At 68.5% G+C, this 17,810-nt stretch carries 17 protein-coding genes; 11 read left to right on the plus strand and 6 right to left on the minus strand.

The features are described 5' to 3' along the window. Positions 1-72 precede the first annotated feature (72 nt). Complete coding sequence (locus CSC65_RS05320) at positions 73-1,029, minus strand: LysR substrate-binding domain-containing protein (RefSeq protein ID WP_162409186.1); 957 nt, start codon at positions 1,027-1,029, stop codon at positions 73-75. A gap of 116 nt (positions 1,030-1,145) precedes the next feature. Here CSC65_RS05320 and CSC65_RS05325 point away from each other — a divergent pair, with 116 nt between their 5' ends. Together CSC65_RS05325 and CSC65_RS05330 are read left to right on the plus strand one after the other, a co-directional pair. Continuing rightward, entirely contained in the window at positions 1,146-1,379 is a 234-nt protein-coding gene (locus CSC65_RS05325) for a cyclase (protein ID WP_162409188.1), read from the plus strand. Beyond that, positions 1,376-2,275, plus strand: coding sequence for a DMT family transporter (locus CSC65_RS05330; RefSeq protein ID WP_162409190.1), 900 nt, complete (start codon positions 1,376-1,378; stop codon positions 2,273-2,275). Before CSC65_RS05325 ends, CSC65_RS05330 begins: the two co-directional genes overlap by 4 nt. A gap of 6 nt (positions 2,276-2,281) precedes the next feature. On the opposite strand, the gene CSC65_RS05335 is transcribed toward CSC65_RS05330, so the two are convergent. Further along, positions 2,282-3,187: a peptidylprolyl isomerase gene (locus CSC65_RS05335; protein ID WP_162409192.1), complete on the minus strand. Its 906-nt coding sequence runs from the start codon at positions 3,185-3,187 to the stop codon at positions 2,282-2,284. Between the two features lie 202 nt (positions 3,188-3,389). Here CSC65_RS05335 and CSC65_RS05340 point away from each other — a divergent pair, with 202 nt between their 5' ends. Beyond that, on the plus strand, positions 3,390-3,755 hold the full coding sequence (locus CSC65_RS05340) for a PadR family transcriptional regulator (protein WP_162409194.1): 366 nt from the start codon (positions 3,390-3,392) through the stop codon (positions 3,753-3,755). Further along, positions 3,752-4,693, plus strand: coding sequence for a sensor domain-containing protein (locus CSC65_RS05345; protein ID WP_162409196.1), 942 nt, complete (start codon positions 3,752-3,754; stop codon positions 4,691-4,693). The genes CSC65_RS05340 and CSC65_RS05345 overlap by 4 nt, the downstream gene beginning before the upstream one ends. A gap of 69 nt (positions 4,694-4,762) precedes the next feature. On the opposite strand, the gene CSC65_RS05350 is transcribed toward CSC65_RS05345, so the two are convergent. The 4 genes from CSC65_RS05350 to nfi all read right to left on the minus strand — a co-directional run bounded on the left by CSC65_RS05350 (position 4,763) and on the right by nfi (position 8,713). After that, positions 4,763-6,007, minus strand: coding sequence for a polyhydroxyalkanoate depolymerase (locus tag CSC65_RS05350; RefSeq protein ID WP_162409198.1), 1,245 nt, complete (start codon positions 6,005-6,007; stop codon positions 4,763-4,765). 157 nt (positions 6,008-6,164) lie between these two features. Then, on the minus strand, positions 6,165-6,887 hold the full coding sequence (gene aqpZ, locus CSC65_RS05355; protein WP_162409200.1) for an aquaporin Z: 723 nt from the start codon (positions 6,885-6,887) through the stop codon (positions 6,165-6,167). Between the two features lie 152 nt (positions 6,888-7,039). Next, positions 7,040-7,903: a pirin family protein gene (locus tag CSC65_RS05360; protein ID WP_162409202.1), complete on the minus strand. Its 864-nt coding sequence runs from the start codon at positions 7,901-7,903 to the stop codon at positions 7,040-7,042. 93 nt (positions 7,904-7,996) lie between these two features. Further along, a complete protein-coding gene (nfi, locus tag CSC65_RS05365) occupies positions 7,997-8,713 on the minus strand; it encodes a deoxyribonuclease V (RefSeq protein WP_162409204.1) in 717 nt (238 codons plus the stop codon). A gap of 143 nt (positions 8,714-8,856) precedes the next feature. Between nfi and gpmA the strand changes: the two genes are divergently transcribed. The 7 genes from gpmA (at position 8,857) to CSC65_RS05400 (ending at position 17,788) form a co-directional block, all read left to right on the plus strand. Then, positions 8,857-9,606 (plus strand): 2,3-diphosphoglycerate-dependent phosphoglycerate mutase, encoded by a 750-nt coding sequence (gpmA, locus tag CSC65_RS05370; RefSeq protein ID WP_162409206.1) that lies wholly within the window; start codon positions 8,857-8,859, stop codon positions 9,604-9,606. A gap of 275 nt (positions 9,607-9,881) precedes the next feature. Further along, positions 9,882-12,092, plus strand: a complete 2,211-nt coding sequence (locus CSC65_RS05375) for a TonB-dependent siderophore receptor (RefSeq protein ID WP_238390289.1) — start codon at positions 9,882-9,884, stop codon at positions 12,090-12,092. 39 nt (positions 12,093-12,131) lie between these two features. Beyond that, positions 12,132-12,461: an iron uptake protein gene (locus CSC65_RS05380; RefSeq protein ID WP_202922834.1), complete on the plus strand. Its 330-nt coding sequence runs from the start codon at positions 12,132-12,134 to the stop codon at positions 12,459-12,461. A gap of 28 nt (positions 12,462-12,489) precedes the next feature. Then, positions 12,490-14,163: a PepSY-associated TM helix domain-containing protein gene (locus CSC65_RS05385; protein ID WP_162409208.1), complete on the plus strand. Its 1,674-nt coding sequence runs from the start codon at positions 12,490-12,492 to the stop codon at positions 14,161-14,163. Continuing rightward, positions 14,156-14,485: a DUF3325 family protein gene (locus CSC65_RS05390; RefSeq protein WP_238390290.1), complete on the plus strand. Its 330-nt coding sequence runs from the start codon at positions 14,156-14,158 to the stop codon at positions 14,483-14,485. The genes CSC65_RS05385 and CSC65_RS05390 overlap by 8 nt, the downstream gene beginning before the upstream one ends. Before the next feature lie 534 nt (positions 14,486-15,019). Further along, positions 15,020-16,582 (plus strand): phospholipase D family protein, encoded by a 1,563-nt coding sequence (locus CSC65_RS05395; RefSeq protein ID WP_162409212.1) that lies wholly within the window; start codon positions 15,020-15,022, stop codon positions 16,580-16,582. 156 nt (positions 16,583-16,738) lie between these two features. Then, positions 16,739-17,788, plus strand: a complete 1,050-nt coding sequence (locus tag CSC65_RS05400) for an Lnb N-terminal periplasmic domain-containing protein (RefSeq protein ID WP_162409214.1) — start codon at positions 16,739-16,741, stop codon at positions 17,786-17,788. Positions 17,789-17,810 lie beyond the last annotated feature (22 nt).

The raw sequence follows: 17,810 nt of genomic DNA on the forward strand, positions 1-17,810 counted from the left end.
GGGTTCCTTGTGGGACGCAGCCAGCGTGCATTCCGTGCGATCAAGGCACGGTGAGGAAGTTCCTTCCTGGGCTCATGTGCGCGCCGGTTCGCGTCGCGGCGGCGGGCGTCGCTTTGCGCGCGCCACCGGCTCCGGACGTGGCGCCCGTTCGGCCAGGGCCTGGCGCTTGAGCCAGTCCAGGAACAGGGTCGCGGCGGGCCCGGGAATCCGGTGCGCCGGGTACACGGCGTAATAGGCGAACCGCGCCTTCAGCACGGGCCCGGGGAGGCGCACGAGTTCATAGCGTTGCAGGTAGGGCTGGGCGAGGTGGGTACGCGCCAGCGCCGCGCCGATGCCGAAAACCGCGGCGCGCATCGAGGCGGTGCTGTCGACGAAGGTGTGCATCGGCGGCAGGGTGAGTCCGTGCACGCCCGCAGCCCGGAACCAGTCGCGCCAACCCTGCAGGCCCATGTCCGAGACCAGTGGCAGTGCGGCGATGTCGCGCGGGGTCTTCGCGCCGGCCAGCCCGGGCAGGGTGGGTGACGCGACCGGGAACAGTTCGTCGTCCATCAGGTGGTGCGCGGCCAGTCCGCTCCAGTGGCCGGGACCATAGCGGATGGCCAGGTCGTGGCCGCCCTCCTCGAAACGGGCCAGCGCGGAGCTGGTATCCACTTCCAGGCGGATGTGCGGATGGGTCGCGCAGAACGAGGACAGCCGCGGAAGCAACCAGCAGTAGGCAAGAGAGTGCAGCGTGCTGATCCGCAGTACCGAAACTCCCGCCGCGGGCTGCAGGTTGCCGGCTACCGCGGCCACGTCGGCGAGCGCGGCCGACGCGGCATCGGCGAGCTGGCGGCCCTCGGGCGTGAGTGAAACGCCGCGGGCATGGCGCAGGAACAGGCGGGTATCGAGCAGCGACTCGAGCTTGCGCACGTGGTGGCTGACCGCACTGGCGGTCAGGTGCAGCTCCTCGGCGGCATGGGCGAAGTTCTGGTGCCGCGCGGCGGCGGCGAACACGCCCAGCGCGGGTAGCAGGGTGGGGCGCAGGTTCATGGTCGAGGCATGAGTCAGATTTGTGGCTTGGGCTGATACTACGCGCTTGTCCGCCCCTGCTGGCCGGCGGATGCTGGCGGTCCGCAGGGATGGCTGGCCGTTCAAGGAGTGCTGACGTGCAACACCGGGTGCTGTTCGATTTCGAGATCGCATTTTCCAATGGCGGCGACCTGCGTGGTCGGGGTTTTCGCCTGGACATTCCGGGCGCGTCCATCGACGAGTCCGCGCTTGCGCGACAGCTCGTCCAGGACATGCGCCTGCTGATGGTGAGCACGGTGCGCATCGCCAACGCACGGGTCATCGAGGAAACGCACAAGCGCGACGTGGCCGCGGCCGGGGCGGCGCCGTGAGCGGCGGGCCGGCGGCGCCGCTCGATGCCGCAGCGGGCGCGGGCACGCGCGACTGGCGGACTCCGCTGGAAATCCTCGTGCTCGGTGCGATCTGGGGCGGCTCGTTCCTGTTCATGCGCGTGGCCGCGCCTGCGTTCGGCCCTTATGCGCTGGTCGAGCTGCGCCTGGCCCTCGGCGCGCTGGTGCTGCTGCCCTTCCTTTGGCTTGCGCGCACCCAGTTTCCGTTGCGACTGTGGCCGCGGCTGGCGGTGATCGGGATCATCAATTCGGCCCTGCCGTTCCTGCTGTTCGCCTGGGCCGCGCAGCGCGCGCCGGCGGCGATCGGTGCGATCTGCAATGCGATGACCGTGCTGTTCGCCGCACTGGTCGCGTTCCTCGCCTTCGGCGAAAAGATCGGCGTGCGCCGCGCGTTGGCGCTGCTCACCGGTTTCGCCGGCGTGGTGGTATTGGCCACGGCCAAGGTCTCCGGCCTGACCCTCGGCCCGGCGGTGCTCGCCGGTGCGAGTGCTTCGCTGCTTTACGGCATCGGCCTGAACCTGGTGAAGCGCTACATGGTCGGCCTGCCGCCGGCCGCGTCGGCAGCGGTGACCCTGGGCTGCTCGGCGTTGCTGTTGCTGCCCCTGGCGATCACCCACTGGCCGGCCGGGCCGGTGCCGGCACTGGCATGGGCCGCGGCAGTGGGCCTGGGGGTGCTCTGCACCGGGCTGGCCTTCATCTACTTCTACGGGTTGATCCATCGCATCGGCGCGGCGCGCACGTCGACGGTGACCTACCTGGTCCCGCTGTTCGGCGCGCTGTTCGCCTGGCTGCTGCTGGGCGAAGCGGTGACCGGGAAGATGCTGCTGGCCGGCGTGCTGATCCTGGGCAGCGTGGCGATCAGCCAGCGCGCGCGCTGAGCCGGTTCAGTCCTTCGCCACGCGCACCGGCAGCGGCACGTTGCACAGGTCGATGTGGCCGGCCGGGCGCTTGTAGAAATCGTCGCGACGGTTGCGGCGGGCCTCGACCACGTCGTTGAAGGTCTGGGTGCCGGTGCGCAACAGTTGCAGGCGGGTGCGTTCGCCTTCGGGGATTTCGCTGGCCAAGTGCACTGCGCGGATCGGCGTGCGCTGCGCGGCTTCGGCGTAGAAGCCCATCGGTTCGGGCCCGCGCGGCAGCGCGCTCAGCAGTTCGATGCCCTGGATGACGCGACCGACCTGGGTGATGTTGCGGTCCAGCTGGCGCGGCGACTGGCCGATCACCACGTAGAGTTCGGCGCCGATGCTGCTGTCGGCGTCCAGGTTGCGGCCGGCGCCAACCACGCCGTAGCAGTGAGCCAGCCAGGCTTTGTCCGTGGCCGGATCGCGTCCGGCGGCGAAGCCGTCCACGAAGCCGACCTGCGGCGACCAGCCGTCACTGTCCGGCAGCCGGTCGAAGGCCAGGCCGGTGGCGTCGCGTTCGAACTCGGCCGGCAGCTTCCGCTTCGCGCTGCCCAGGCTCCTGGCCTTGGCCGCATCGTCGGCGTCGGCATCGCCGAACTGGGCGACGAAGTTGTCCTGCACGCGATAGATGCTGGTCCCGTCCCAGAAACCTTCGCGGGCGAGCGTGCGGATGTTGGCCACGTGTTGCGGGGCGAAACCCGGCGCCAGTTCGATCACCACCCGGCCGGCATCCAGCTCCATGTAGAGCGTGTTGGCCGGGTCGGGCGTGCGCCAGTCGCTGGCGGGGGAGGCATCCAGGATCTGCTGCATGCTCCGGTAGGGGGCAGCGGCGGTCGCGGCCAGCGCGGTTGCCGAAAGGGCGCAGGCGAGCAGGAGGGGGCGCAGGGTCATCGGATGGCCGGCAGAGGCGGAAGGTGGACCGATTCTCGCCGCGGTGCCCGTTGCCCGCCAAGGCCGCCTTCACGGGGTAAAGCCGAAACCCGTCGGGGGGCGGTGTCCACGGTCGGAATGACTAACGGCACATCCGCTATACCGAACTTGAGAATAGATTGGCCTCCAGACTAGCGAACCCAACGCTAGTGGAGCGGCCGTCATGGGCGACAACGAAGCGCAGCTGAAGAAATTCCAGAAGGAACTCAGCGCCGGCACGGTCTCGCTGGCGCTGCTGGCCGTCCTGGCCCAGGCCGCCGAGCCACTCTACGGCTACCTGATCGCCAAGCGCCTGGAGCAGGTCGGGGAGGGCGTGCTCGCCGGGAAGCAGAGCGCGCTGTATCCGGTGCTGCGCAACCTGGAAGGGGCCGGCCTGCTGGAAAGCCACGTCGAGCCGTCCGTGGCCGGTCCACCGCGCCGTTACTACCGCATCACCGGCGAGGGCCGCGAGGTCCTCGACCAATGGTCCGCCGCCTGGCGGGCCACCCGCGATTCCGTCGATTCCGTGCTGGAGGGAGTATCCGCATGAACAGCAACGCATACGCGCCGTCGGTTACGCGCCCGATGCCGACCACCATTCCCGAATACCTGGAGCAGTTGCGCGAAGCGCTCAGGGGTGCCGATCCGGCAATGGTCCAGGACGCCCTGTACGACGCCGAGGAATACCTGCGTTCGGAGCTGGCCGCCAACTCGACGGGGCGTTCGGGCCGCAGCGAGGCCGAAGTGATCGCCGCGGTCGCCGGCAGCTACGGCGCACCCGGGGAGGTCGCCGAGATCTATCGCGAAACCGAAGTGACGGTGAATCGCGCGCTGCGCCCGCCGCGTCCGCCCAAGCGCCGTTCACTGGCCGGCCGGTTCTTCGGTGTAGTCGCCGATCCGTACACCTACGGCTCGCTGTTCTACATGCTGCTGGCGATGGCGACGGGCACGTTCTACTTCAGCTGGGTGGTCACCGGCGCCAGCCTGTCGGCCGGATTGCTGATCCTGATCGTGGGCATCCCGCTGCTGCTGCTGTTCCTGATGTCGGTGCGCCTGCTGTCGCTGGTGGAAGGACGCATCGTCGAGGTGCTGCTGGGCGTGCGCATGCCGCGCAGGCCGCTGTACACGCAGCGCGACAAGCCGTGGCCGACCCGCCTGAAGGAACTGTTCACCGACTGGCGCACCTGGACGGCGATGGGCTACCTGCTGCTGATGCTGCCCCTGGGCACGGCGTACTTCAGCATCGCCGTTACCCTGCTGGCGCTGTCGGCCGGCCTGATCGTCGCGCCAGTCGCCCTGCTGCTGGGCCATGCAGGCATGTTCTCGCTGCATGGCGTCAACATCACGCCGGACTCGCCCTGGCTGTGGCCGGTGTGCCTGGTGGTCGGCGTGCTGCTGCTGTTCGCGACCCTGCACCTGGCGCGGATCGTCGGCCGATTCCACGGCTGGCTGGCCAAGCAGCTGCTGGTGCGTGACCCGGTGGTCTGACCGCAGGCGACATGCGGCAGAAAGCGAAAGCCCCGCGGAAGCGGGGCTTTCGTCGTTACTGGCGTGGCTTCAGCCCGCGTACCTGGCGATGAAGTCGCGTACTTGCGGGTAGACCGTCTCCCGCCAGCGGCGACCGCTGAAGATGCCGTAATGGCCGGCCCCCTCCACGGTCAGGTGCTCCTGCCTGGTCTTCGGGATGCCGGTGCACAGGTCGTGCGCGGCCTGGGTCTGGCCGAGGCCGGAGATGTCGTCCAGCTCGCCTTCGATGGTCATCAGCGCGGTGCCCTTGATCGCCGACGGTTTCACCGGCTCGCCGTTGACCTTCCACTTGCCGCGCGGCAGCAGGAATTCCTGGAACACGGTCTTGATGGTGTCCAGGTAGTACTCGGCCGGCATGTCCAGCACCGCGTTGTATTCGTCGTAGAACTTGCGATGGCCGTCGGCGTCCTGCAGGTCGCCCTTGATCAGGTCCGAATAGAAATCCCAGTGCGACATGAAGTGGCGGCTGGGATTCATCGCCAGGAAGCCGGCGTGCTGCAGGAAGCCCGGATACACCTCGCGGCCTTCGCCCGGATAAGGCTGCGGCACGCTGTGGATCACGTTGTTCTCGAACCACGAAAGCGGATTGCGCGTGGCCAGGCTGTTGACCGCGGTCGGGCTGCGCTGCGCGTCGATCGGGCCGCCCATCATCACCAGCGAACGCGGCACCGGCTCGCCGCGCGCGGCCATCAGCGAGACCGCGGCCAGCACGGGCACGGTCGGCTGGCAGACGCTGATCACGTGGAGGTCGGTGGCGCCGATGTGGCGGATGAAATCCTCGACGTAGGCGACATAGTCGTCCAGGCCGAAGGCGCCGTCCTCGACCGGGACCATGCGTGCGTCGATCCAGTCGGTCACGTAGACCTTGTGGTCGCGCAGCAGGGTGCGCACCGTGTCGCGCAGCAGGGTGGCGTGATGGCCGGACAACGGCGCAACCACCAGCACGACCGGGTCGTCCTTCAGCGCGGCGATGGTCGGGGCGTCGTCGCTGTAGCGCTTGAAGCGCACCAGCCGGCAGAACGGCTTGCGCACCACTTCCTGTTCCAGCACCGGGACCTTGTGGCCCTCGACCTCGACCTCGTGGATGTTCCACGGAGGCTTCTCGTAATCCTTGCCGAGGCGATGGACCAGCTCGTTGCCGGCGGCGATGCGCTCGGCCCCGGGCAGGCCCGACGCCCAGCTGGAAGGGTTGGAGAAGATCCGCGAATTGGCTTCGGCCAGATGGACCCAGGGGGCCATCATTGCGCGGTTGAGTTCGTGTAGTTGATAGAGCATGGAATGGCCACGCTTCCGGCTGGGGTGCTGCATCGCACAATGCTAACCGGATTCGTGCGTTTGCGGCAGCCGCGCCGCCTGCCCGGCGTGGCGGGCCTTCATGAACATGATCCGGGCCACCATGCGGCAGCCCGGCCATGCCAATCAATGACTTGCGTTACTCGTTATTCGGGCGCAGCCAAGCGTAGATGATCCCGCCCAGGGCGCCGCCGATCAGCGGTGCCAGCCAGAACAGCCACAGCTGGCCCATCGCCCCGGAACCGGCGAACACCGCAACGCCGGTGGAACGGGCCGGATTCACCGAGGTGTTGGTGACCGGGATGCTGATCAGGTGGATCAGGGTCAGGGCCAGGCCGATGGCGATGGGGGCGAAGCCAGCGGCAGCCTTGTTGTGGGTGGCGCCCATGATCACCACCAGGAAGAACGCGGTCAGGACCACCTCGCACAGGAACGCCGCACCGAGCGTGTAGCCGCCTGGCGAGAGGACGCCATAGCCGTTGCTGGCGAAGGTGCCGGCCGCGCTGGGGTCGATGGTGAAGCCGCCGCCCCCCTTTGCGATCTGCAGCAGGATGAAGCCGGCCATGATGGCACCCGCCACCTGGGCCAGGATGTAGGGCAGCAGGTCCTTGGCGCCGAAGCGGCCACCGGCCCACAGCCCCAGGCTTACCGCCGGATTGAAGTGCCCGCCCGAGATGTGCCCGAACGCGAAGGCGCCGGTCAGCACGGTCAAGCCGAACGCCAGCGCCACGCCCAGGAAGCCGATTCCCAGTGGATTGCCGTCGCCGCCGAAATTGGCCGCCAGCACCGCACTGCCGCAACCGCCCAGCACCAGCCACAGCGTGCCGAGGAATTCGGCCGCCAAGCGTTTCGTGAGAGTCATCGTCGTCCCCAGTCGGATGTGCCCGGAGCGGGCAGGCCGAGCCTACGCCTCTCAGGCGGGCGCGGCGTTGGAATCCGGTTAAATCATCGTGGCCATGCGGCAGGAGGCGACGACCGGCGATGCGCCGGGCGGGACCGCACGGAGCCGCCGCCTCAGCGCTGTGGCAGCGGGATGAATTCGTCGTCGCCCTCGATCCGGCCGAAGCGGCCTTCCAGCCAGTCCAGCTTGGCCTGTTCGATCCTGTCCTTGGAGCTGGAGACGAAGTTCCACCAGAGGTGGCGGTGGCCGTCGAGCGGCTCGCCGCCGAGCAGCATCGCCTTGAGCGGGGTCTTGGCGCGCAGCTTGGGCCGCGTGCCGCGGTCGGGGATGACCAGGTGTCGGGCGGGGATATCCACCCCGTCCAGCTGGGCTTCGCCTTCGAGGATGTAGAGCGCGCGTTCGACATGCGCGTCGTCCAACACGAGTTCGGCATCCGCGGCCAGGTCCAGGGCCACGTTGAGCGTGTCGGCGAAGACCTTCACCGGTGATTCCTCGCCGTAACTGCGCCCGGCGATCACCCGCAGCCAGACGCCATCGCGGTGCTGCTGCGGCAGGGTTGCGGCGGGGTGGTGGTAGAACGCCGGGTCGGTCTCCTCGTGTGCCTTCGGCAGTGCGACCCAGGTCTGCATCCCGTGCGCCTGGCTGCCGGTCGCGCGCTCGGGGCCGGGCGTGCGTTCGGAGTGGGCGATGCCGCGGCCGGCGGTCATCCAGTTCACGTCACCCGGGCGGATCACCTGTTCGGAGCCGAGCGTGTCGCGGTGGTTGATCGCGCCGGACCAGAGGAAGGTCACCGTGGCCAGGCCGATGTGCGGATGCGGGCGCACGTCGAGCCCGCGCCCACCTTCGAACACCACCGGCCCCATGTGGTCGACGAACACGAAGGGCCCGACGCTGCGCGCCTGGATCGAGGGCACCGCACGACGGACGATGAAGCCGTCGCCCAGGTCGTGCACGCGCGGTTCGATGATCGTGGTCATGGCGGACTCCGTCGGGGACGACGCGAGGATGGCACAGGCCCGCCACCATGGCATCGCATGGCAGTGCGACGGAGTGTTGCGGCCCGGGCTGCGTTATCGCGGGAGTGTCGATGAGCGACCGGCTTCGCGTCGCGAGGCGAGCCGGTCGGCCAGTCGCGTCGGTTCCGGCAGGCGGTAGCCGGCGAGGAAGCGCACCACCAGCTCGGCCGCCGTCGTCAGGGAAACGCGATGGCCGGGCGAGACGATCAGCGGGTTGCAGCGCAGCTTGCTGCGCAGCGCGAAGCCGACCAGCTCACCCCGATGCGTGATCGGGCTGCGATCGCCGCGCGCCGGGCCGGGCGCGTCGAAATCGCCCACCAGCACACTCTTGGCCACCCCCAGGCTTGGCAGTCCGGTGGCCACGCCGAAATGGGCCGCGATGCCGAGGCGACGCGGATGTGCGATCCCCTGTCCATCGACCATGGCCAGGTCCGGCGGTTGCGACAGCATCTCCAGCGCCAGCAGCAGCGCCGGCAGCTCCCGGAAGCTGAGCAGTCCTGGCACGTAGGGCATCGCGGTCGGCAGCCGCGCCACATGCGATTCCAGCGTCTGCAGGCTCTCCGCATCCAGCAGCACGACGGCAGCGCGGGTGATGTCGCCCTGGTCTTCGAATCCGACGTCGAAACCGGCCACGGTGCGCAAAGGCCGCGGGAAGACATCCTCCAGCACCACTTGCGCGGCCAGCTGCGCCTGCAGCGTGCGTGCACCGGCGACGCTGCCGTCCCAACCGGGAAAGGCTTCGAAACCATGCGTCGAGGAAGGGGCCACCATGGATCGAGTATGCAGGGGCGACCCGTGAAGCCGTGGCGAGGTTCCGCGCCGAGCTGGTTGCGACCACAACCATCCGCCGCCGCGACGGAGCCTGCCGCTACAATCGGAGTTCCCAACCCGCGCACGTACCGGAGATTCCCCCAGTGACCCGCAAGCTCGTCCTGCTGCGCCACGGCCAGAGCCAGTGGAACCTCGAGAACCGCTTCACCGGCTGGGTCGACGTCGACCTGACCGAGCAGGGCCGCGCCGAAGCCGCCGCCGGAGGCAAGGTGATGCGCGAGGAAGGCCTGCGTTTCGACGTGGCCTACACCTCCACGCTCAAGCGCGCGATCCGCACGCTCAACCTGGCGCTGGGCGAGCTGGACCAGGACTGGCTTCCGGTGCACAAGAGCTGGCGCCTCAACGAGCGCCACTATGGCGCGCTGCAAGGCCTGGACAAGGCGGAGACCGCGGCCAAGCACGGCGAAGAACAGGTCAAGATCTGGCGTCGTTCCTACGACATCCCGCCGCCGCCGATGTCGCTGGAGGATCCGGGCCATCCGGCCAACGATACGCGCTACGCCGGGCTGGACCGCAATGCACTGCCGGCGACCGAATCGCTGGCCACGACCCTGGACCGCGTGCTGCCGTACTGGCATGACGCGATCGCGCCGTCGCTCAAGGCCGGCAAGACCGTGCTGGTGGCCGCGCACGGCAACTCGTTGCGCGCCCTGTACAAGTACCTCAACGATGTTTCGAAGGAAGAAATCCTCGAGCTGAACATCCCCACCGGCATCCCGCTGCTGTTCGAGCTGGACGACGAGTTGCGCGTGCAGTCGTACCGCTACCTGGGGGATCCGGAAGCGGCCCGGCGCGCCGCCGAGGCGGTGGCCAACCAGGGCAAGGCGAAGTAGGGGACTGTTCCCGCCCGCCGACCCGCAGCAGACACCCGGCCCAGGCCGGGTGTCTGCGTTTGGGGGCACCAAACAGTGCATCCCGCCTTGTAAAATGAGATTGATTCGCATTTAATGTGCCGGAACTTCCGTCCGGCCTGCCTTTGCTGGGTCGCCAGGCGAAGACTCAGCGGTGGTGGCCCTTATGGCAGGGCGCCGCCGCGCGCGAGGTGGGCGAAGCGGTTCACCTCGATTCGTTTGCCCACTCTCTTCTAACGACAAGGCAGTTTCCCCCGATGCGTCCGATCCGTTCCTCCCGCCAGGCCAGCCCCCGTCGTCCCGCGTTCCGCTCCCCGGCCAGCAGCAGCCTGCCGCTGGCGATCGCGATTGCCCTGGCCTGCATGTCCGGAACGGCCGTGGCGGCTGCGCAGGAATCTGCGGCGGGCGGCACGTCCGGGAGCGACACCTCCACCACCGAGCTGGACGCGATCCTGGTCGTCGGTCAGCGCGCCAGCCGCGTCAGCAATGGCGCGACCAACCTGGACCTGGACATCAAGGAAACCCCGCAGTCGATCAGCGTGGTGACCAGTGAACAGATGAGCCTGTTCGGCGCGAACAGCGTCAACGATGCGCTGCGCCTGGCGACCGGCGTGCGCGTGGACGAGTGGGAGACCAACCGCACCAGCTACAGTGCTCGCGGCTTCGACATCCTCAACACCCAGATCGACGGCGTCGGCCTGCCCAACAGCTGGGGCATCGCCACCGGCGCGCAGGACACGTTCGGCTACGAGAAGGTGGAAGTGATCCGTGGCGCCAACGGCCTGCTGACCGGCGTGGGCAATGCTTCGGGCACGATCAACTATGTACGCAAGCGCCCGACCAACGAGGCGCAGGGAATGGTGGGCCTGAGCTACGGCTCGTGGGACACCGTGCGTGCCGAAGCCGACTATTCCACTCCGTTCACCGACGACGGCCGCTGGGCCGGGCGTATCGTGGCGGCGTACGAGGACGGAGATTCGTGGCTGCAGGCCAACCAGAACGACCGCACCTTCCTCTACGGCGTGGTCGACGGCCAGATCGGCGACAACGGCACCTTGACCGTCGGCTATTCGCACCAGCAGGCCAACTCGGTCGGCATCATGTGGGGCGCGCTGCTGTTCATGAACAGCGATGGCACCCAGAACGAATGGCCGCGCAATGCCACCACCACCCAGGATTGGACCTACTGGGATACGACCAACGAAACCGCCTTCGCTGAGTACGTCCACCAGCTGGGCGCGGACTGGCGGTTGAACGTGTCATACAACTACCGCCGTGCAAGCGGCGACGAGGACATGTTCTACGCCTACCTGGCGGATGCGGATTTCGACGGCACCCCCGAAGGCCTGGATCCGGCCACCGGCCTGGGCCTGGTCGGCTATCCGTGGAGCGGCAAGGATGAGGTGACCAGCCACCTGGGCACGATCAGCCTCAATGGCGTCTACACCATGTTCGGTCGCCAGCATGAGGCGGTGGTCGGTGTCAGCGCCTCGCGCAGCACCACCGACAACTGGGAACGCAGCGCGGAATTCCCGCACCCGGCCTGGGGCCTGCTGCCACCGTTCCCGTACCCGACCGATGCCATTCCCGAGCCCGCCTGGAGCGAATTCTCGCAATCGGCGGAACTGGACCAGAGCCTCAAGCGCGTGTTCGGCGCCACCCGGATCGCCGTGACCGACCGCTTCAAGGCGATCATCGGCGCCAACTACGCCGAATACCGCCGCGAGGGTGTTTCCTATGGCGTGGATTTCGATGACACCACCAGCCATACCAGCCCCTACGCCGGCCTGACTTTCGACTTCACCGACCGCGTGCTCGGCTACGTCAGCTATTCGGATATCTACCAACCGCAGGACCAGGCCGATGCCAACGACCGCCTGCTGGGCCCCAGCAAGGGCGTGAACTACGAGGCTGGCGTCAAGGCCGAGTGGCTGGACGGGCGCCTGCTGACCACCGTGGCGGTGTTCAAGGCCGACCAGCAGGGCCTGGCCACGCCTACGGGTGAATACAACGAGTTTGGCCAGACCATCTACGCGCCGGTCGACGTGAAGTCCAAGGGCGTGGAGCTCGAGGCCACCGGCCAGCTGAGCGACAATGTCGACCTGGTAGTGGGATACACCGCGCTGGAGATGGATGGCCTCAATGGCGATGACACCTATCCGTGGGTGCCGCGCCGCAGCGCCAACCTGATCCTGAGCGCGCGTGCGCCCGGCTATGCGGCGCTGTCATACGGCCTCGGCGGGCGCTGGCAGAGCGGGATTTCCAACACCGAGAGCAGTGGCTTCACCGTGCGCCAGGGTAGCTACGCAGTGCTCAACGCTTTCATGGGCTGGGACTTCGTCGAGAACGCGACCGTGCGCTTGAACGTCAACAACGTGTTCAACGAGAAGTACATCAACACCCTGCGCTACAGCGGCTATTACGGCGCGCCGAGCAACTACACCCTGACCGTCAACTGGCGGTTCTGAACGATCGCATCCGCCACGAAGAGACAGTAGCCTGACGCCATGTCCACGCCATCCTCCCTGATCGACTCCGGACCGGCCACGGTCCGCGCCCCGCGGTTGCGCATCGCCGCACGCGTGGGCGCGGCGGTGCTCGGCGGGTACGCCTTCACCTGGGGGCTGGTCGCCCTGGCCACCGCGCTGCTGTTCAAGGCCGGCATGGGCTTCCACGATGCCGAGTTCCTGGCCAGCGCGGTCGGGCTGCTCGTGTTCCTGGTCGCATTGCTGTGGACGATCGCCTGCCGCCGGGTCGCGCTGGCGTGGCTGGTGCTGGCCGGCGGCGGGGCGGCGATGGCCGCGCTGGCGTCGCTCGTGCAGAAGAGCATCGTCTGACGCCATGGCCGCTACGCAGGAATCCGTGATGACCCAGAGCTTCCGCCAGGCGATGGCCTGGCTGCATACCTGGTTCGGCCTGGTCCTGGGCTTCGTGCTCATGGCCGCGTTCTTCTTCGGCGCGCTGTCGGTGTTCGACCGGGAGATCGACCGCTGGTCGATCCCGTCCACGCGCTTCGAACCACAGCCGATGCCCTCGTACGAGGCAATCCTGCGGCCCGCGTTCGAGCGCATGCAGCCGTTGCCGGCAGCGGTGGCGGCGATGGCCCCGCGGGTCGAAGGACCGATGCCGCAGCGCTTCGACATGGTCGGCAGCTGGAGCGCCTACACCACCCACCGCGACCCGGTGCTGGAGTTGTTCGCCGGCTACATCGTGCCCAATGCGAAAGACCCGGACGAGCAGATCTGGGCCTATGCCACCATCGATCCGCGCGACGGCACGCCGCTGCCCGACGACCGGCTCAAGGTCGGCAGCGGGTTCTTCTATCCGATGCACTACAGCCTGACCCTGGACTGGAAGAACCTCGGCTTCTGGATCGTCGGCCTGTCGGCACTGGTGATGCTGGCCGCGCTGGTCAGCGGCGTGGTCATGCACCGCAAGCTCTTCCGCGAGCTGTTCACCTTCCGCCCGGGCAAGGCGCGGTTGCGCAGCGTGCTCGACCTGCACAACCTGACCGGCGTGGTCGCGCTGCCGTTCCATTTCTTCTTCGCCTTCACCGGCCTGCTGATCTTCGCCGCGACCTACTACTTCCCGGTCGGCCACACCCAGCTGCACGACCTTCACGACCGGTATGCGCAGATCGAGGCAAGCCAGACCGGCCTGCCGCACGAGCGCGCCGGCGTGGCGGCCGGACTGGCCAACGTCGATGCGATGGTGGCCCAGGCCCAGCGACGCTGGGAGGCCAGCGGCAAGGCCGGCGACGTCGGTTTCCTGGTGCTGCAGCACGTGGGCGATGCCAACGGCTACGTCAGCGTCTATCGCGCGGGTACCGACCGCATCGCCCTGGTGGGCGACGGCATCCACTTCAAGGCCAGCACCGGCGAACTGATCCGCCAGGACCCGGCGGCCACCCCGGTCGAGAAGGTCAGCGAGTTCCTCACCGGCCTGCACCTGCAGCATTTCCGCCACTGGCTGCTTCGCTGGTTGTACGTGCTGGGTGGATTGCTGGGCGCGGTCTGCATCGCCACGGGTTTCATCTTCTTCGTGGAAAAGCGCAAGCGCCAGCACGCGCGGCAAGGCAGCCAGGGCGCGCGCATCGTCGACGCGCTGGCGGTCACCACCGTCACCGGCATGGTGCTGGCCGCACTGGCTCTCCTGGTCGCCAACCGCCTGCTTCCCGAAGACCTGCCGGCGCGTGGCGACTGGGAGCGTTACGCCTTCTGGGGCAGCTGGCTGCTGGCAATGGTCCACGCATCGGTGCGCAGTGCGCCGGTCGCACGCGGCCTGGCCAATCCGGCGTGGCGCGAACAATGCTGGGCGATCGCCGTGCTGGCGGTGGCTGCAGTGCTGCTGAACTGGATCACCACCGGTGACCACCTGCTGCGCACGCTGGCGGCCGGTTACTGGCCGGTGGCCGGTGTCGACCTGGCACTGCTCACCACCGGCGCCATCGCCGCGCTGGCGGCGCACGCCCTCGGTCGTCGGGCCCGTGCCAGCGCACCGGCGCACATGCCGGTCGCGGAGGATGCGGCACGTGCCTGAATCCGGACAATCGGCCTTGCTGCTGGCTGCTGCGCTGGCGGCGTGTGTGGCCGGCATGGGCTGGCTGGCCCTGGCCATGCCGGCGCATGCACGGCAGGTCTGGGGCAGGGCGTTGACGCCCGCCACGGTCCTGGCCTTGCGGGTACTCGGTGCGCTGGGGCTGCTGGCCGCGCTGATGCTGTGCCTGGCGGTGGACCATGCATCGATGGCGTCGCTGGTATGGGTGATGGCGATTGCTGGCGCAGCGCTGCTGGTCGCGTTCCTCCTGGCCTGGCGCGCGCACTGGCTTGGCGTGCTCGCGCCGTGGGTACGGAAGTACTAGAACGGCCCCATTGCGCCGGCGATGCCGTCGCCCGCATCCCGTAGACGCGACCCAACGAAAACACCCGGCCGAAGCCGGGTGTTTCCAGTTTGCGCTGCGCGGGGTTTCAGCCCGGCATCGAGCCGCGCGTGCCCTTCTTCTCGCTCTTGTCCGCCCGCTTTTCCTTCAACGTCTTGGCAGGCTTCTTCTTCTGCTCTTTCTTCTTGTCCAGGCCCTTGGCCATTGCCGCGTCCCTCGTGGTGGTGGTGACCGGCAAAGCATGGCATGACCGGAGCGGCGAGGTGCAACCGGGCCGCCGGCCACCCGACCCGTGACTTCTGGCCTATCTCCGCCGCGCGCGCTGCACAGGGAAAAGCCCGGCCGACGCCGGGCCTTTCCGTTCAAGGGGCCTTGGGGCCCGATGTCATGCAGGCGGGTCCGATGATCGAAGCAGCCCGCCCTTGAGCGGCGGGAACGGGGGAGTCCCCACATCGCCATCGCGCCGGGCGCCTACAATCAGCGGGCCCGGCTTTCACCGGCGCGCACGGGATCGCAATGAAGAGGAAGACGTTCATGTGGATCGGCATCGTCCTGGCTGCATTCGTGGTCGCTTCGCTGCTGTCCCTGTACGCCTATGGCCGCTTCGCCGAGAGCGCGCGCGGACCGCAGGGCCATGCGCTGCCCATCGCCGGCGAGCCGACCCCGGTCGACCAGGTCGTCGCGCCGATGACTTCGGCCCACCCGGGCGAGGCAGGCCTGGTGATCCTGGCCGACAACCTGGATGCCTTCGCCATCCGCGCCGCGACCGCCCGCTCCGCCGGCCGCAGCCTGGACCTGCAGTACTACATCTGGCATCCGGACTTCACCGGCAACCTGCTCTACAGCGAGCTGCTGCGCGCGGCCGACCGGGGCGTGCGCGTGCGCCTGCTGCTGGACGACATGAACGTGCACGGCAGCCACACCGTGCTGGCGGCGCTGGACAGCCATCCTTCGATCGAGGTGCGACTGTTCAATCCCACCCGGGCGCGCGAGGGGACCGTGGCCCGTGGCATCGAGCTGCTGCTGCGCTTCTTCAGCGTCAACCGGCGCATGCACAACAAGGCCTGGATCGCCGACGGGCAGGTGGCGGTCGTGGGCGGGCGCAACGTCGGCGACGAATACTTCGATGCGGCCGCCGACGTCAATTTCATGGATACCGACGTGGCCGTGATCGGGCCGCCGGTGCGCCAGGCCGAGCAGATCTTCGATGCCTACTGGAACAGCCCGACGGCCATCCCGCTGGAAGCGCTGGCCCACGCCGAGCCGGACGCGCTGCCGCGCCTGCGCGCGAGCATCGATGCCGGGCTGGAATCGGATCGCGCAGGTCCGTACGCCGAGCGCCTGGAGCGGGCCCAGGGCGTGCGCGACCTGATCGAGGGCCGGCGCAAGCTGCACTGGACCGCCGACGCGGTGGTCGTCTCCGATCCGCCGGAGAAGGCGCAGGGTGCATCGCCGGGACCGGACTGGATGACCCCCGTGCTGCTGGAACGGGCCTCGCGCGCGCAGCACGAACTGAAGGTGATCTCGCCGTACTTCGTGCCCGGGAGCGACGGGGTGCGCTGGATCGAAGGCCTGCGCCAGCGCGGGGTGGATGTGAGCATCCTGACCAACTCGCTGGTCGCCACCGACGTGCTGGCGGTGCATGGCGGCTACGCGGGCTATCGCGCGCCCCTGCTGCGCGCCGGGGTGGAGTTGTTCGAGCTCAAGCCGCACGGCCCGCAGGGTGGCCGCAGCCTGTTCGGTTCGAGCGGCGCGAGCCTGCACACCAAGGCCTTCGTCGTCGACCACGCGCACGGGTTCATCGGTTCGTTCAACCTCGATCCGCGCTCGATGAACCTCAACACCGAGATGGGGCTGCTGTTCGACTGCCCGGACGCGGCCGCCGAACTTGAAGCGCTCTACCGGACCAAGACCTCCGCCCAGACCAGCTACCGGCTGGAGCTGGCCGACGGCGCGCTGCGCTGGCATGACGACGCGGCCAAGCCGCCGCATACCTGGGACCATGAGCCTGAATCCAGCGTGTGGAGCCGCGGCGCGGCGCGGGTCATCGGCTGGTTGCCGCTTGAGTCGCAGCTGTAGGGTCGCCCGGGTACGCCCGGCCGCGCTTGCAACTTCGCCGCAGCGCGTACAACGATAGCCGGGGCAGGCGAGGTGTCGCCGCACCGGCGCCCCCGGGCCGAAATCGCAAGCGAAACCGGCTGCCGCCCAGCGGCTGCGGACCACCGGAGGAAAGGGATGGCGAAGGCTTCCGCAGGCACGACCGGGCCATTGCCATGGCTGCATGCGCCGCGCCCGCTGCGCTGGCTGCTTGGCCTGCTGCTGACCTTGCCGCTGCTGTGGGCGGCGCTGGCGATCGGCTACGCGCCGGTGCCGGTGCCGGGTCGCTGGCTGCTCGCCGGCTTGTTCGCCGTCTTTTCGTTATGGGCCCTCTGGCGTGCGTCGCGGCGCTGGCCGGTCGTCGTCGCGGCCCTGCTGTTCGCGGCGCTGATGGTCGGCTGGAGTTTCGTGCGGCCCTCGCACGACCGGCCCTGGCGGCCGGAAATCGCGGTCATGCCGCGCATCGACGTCGATGGCGACCAGATCCGGATCAGCGGCTACCGCCACTTCGAGTACCGCACCCGCGACGAGTTCACCGGGCGCTGGGAGGAGCGGCAGCTGCGCCTGTCGGACCTGCAGGGCCTGGATTTCTTCGTCTCCTACTGGAATCCGGACGGTGCGATCGCGCACACCTTCGTCAGTTTCGATTTCGCCGGGGTGGACCCGGTCGCCATCTCCATCGAGATACGGCCGGAGGTGGGCGAGAGCTTCCACCCGGTGCAGGGGCTGTTCCGGCATTTCGAACTGGTCTACGTGGTCGGCGACGAGCGTGACATCGTCGCGGTGCGCAGCAACCACCGCGACGAGGAGGTATTCCTGTATCGCACCCGGGTTTCGGCCGAGTCGGCGCGGCGGCTGTTCCTGGTCTACGCCGAGCGGATCAACGCGCTGGCCGACGCGCCGGAGTTCTACAACGTCGTCAGCAACAACTGCACGGTCAACATCGTGCGCTACGCCAATCGCATCGGCCGCACCGGCGGCTGGGACATCCGCCACCTGCTCAATGGCTGGAGCGACCGCTACCTGTACGACGCCGGGCTGATCGACACCTCGATGCCCTTCGCCGAGCTGCGCGGACGCTCGCGGATAAACGAAATTGCCCACGGCGCCGAACGCGATCCGGCGTTCTCCCGGCGCATCCGCGAAGGCCGGCCCGTGCCGCCGGCGCTGCCGTCGCTACCCCGCTGATGTCCCCAGGCAGGCAGCGTCC

This window comes from Pseudoxanthomonas daejeonensis, assembly GCF_010093205.1.
Classification (GTDB): Bacteria; Pseudomonadota; Gammaproteobacteria; order Xanthomonadales; family Xanthomonadaceae; genus Pseudoxanthomonas; species Pseudoxanthomonas daejeonensis.

Bases quoted from the DNA above. Each gene is read 5' to 3' on its own strand.
- CSC65_RS05375 (WP_238390289.1), top strand. From the start codon at position 9,882: ATGCGTCCGATCCGTTCCTCCCGCCAGGCCAGCCCCCGTCGTCCCGCG.
- CSC65_RS05335 (WP_162409192.1), bottom strand. From the start codon at position 3,187: ATGACCCTGCGCCCCCTCCTGCTCGCCTGCGCCCTTTCGGCAACCGCG.
- aqpZ (WP_162409200.1), bottom strand. From the start codon at position 6,887: ATGACTCTCACGAAACGCTTGGCGGCCGAATTCCTCGGCACGCTGTGG.
- CSC65_RS05400 (WP_162409214.1), top strand. From the start codon at position 16,739: ATGGCGAAGGCTTCCGCAGGCACGACCGGGCCATTGCCATGGCTGCAT.
- CSC65_RS05320 (WP_162409186.1), bottom strand. From the start codon at position 1,029: ATGAACCTGCGCCCCACCCTGCTACCCGCGCTGGGCGTGTTCGCCGCC.
- CSC65_RS05350 (WP_162409198.1), bottom strand. From the start codon at position 6,007: ATGCTCTATCAACTACACGAACTCAACCGCGCAATGATGGCCCCCTGG.
- CSC65_RS05395 (WP_162409212.1), top strand. From the start codon at position 15,020: ATGAAGAGGAAGACGTTCATGTGGATCGGCATCGTCCTGGCTGCATTC.
- nfi (WP_162409204.1), bottom strand. From the start codon at position 8,713: ATGGTGGCCCCTTCCTCGACGCATGGTTTCGAAGCCTTTCCCGGTTGG.
- CSC65_RS05340 (WP_162409194.1), top strand. From the start codon at position 3,390: ATGGGCGACAACGAAGCGCAGCTGAAGAAATTCCAGAAGGAACTCAGC.
- CSC65_RS05345 (WP_162409196.1), top strand. From the start codon at position 3,752: ATGAACAGCAACGCATACGCGCCGTCGGTTACGCGCCCGATGCCGACC.
- CSC65_RS05380 (WP_202922834.1), top strand. From the start codon at position 12,132: ATGTCCACGCCATCCTCCCTGATCGACTCCGGACCGGCCACGGTCCGC.
- CSC65_RS05360 (WP_162409202.1), bottom strand. From the start codon at position 7,903: ATGACCACGATCATCGAACCGCGCGTGCACGACCTGGGCGACGGCTTC.
- CSC65_RS05385 (WP_162409208.1), top strand. From the start codon at position 12,490: ATGACCCAGAGCTTCCGCCAGGCGATGGCCTGGCTGCATACCTGGTTC.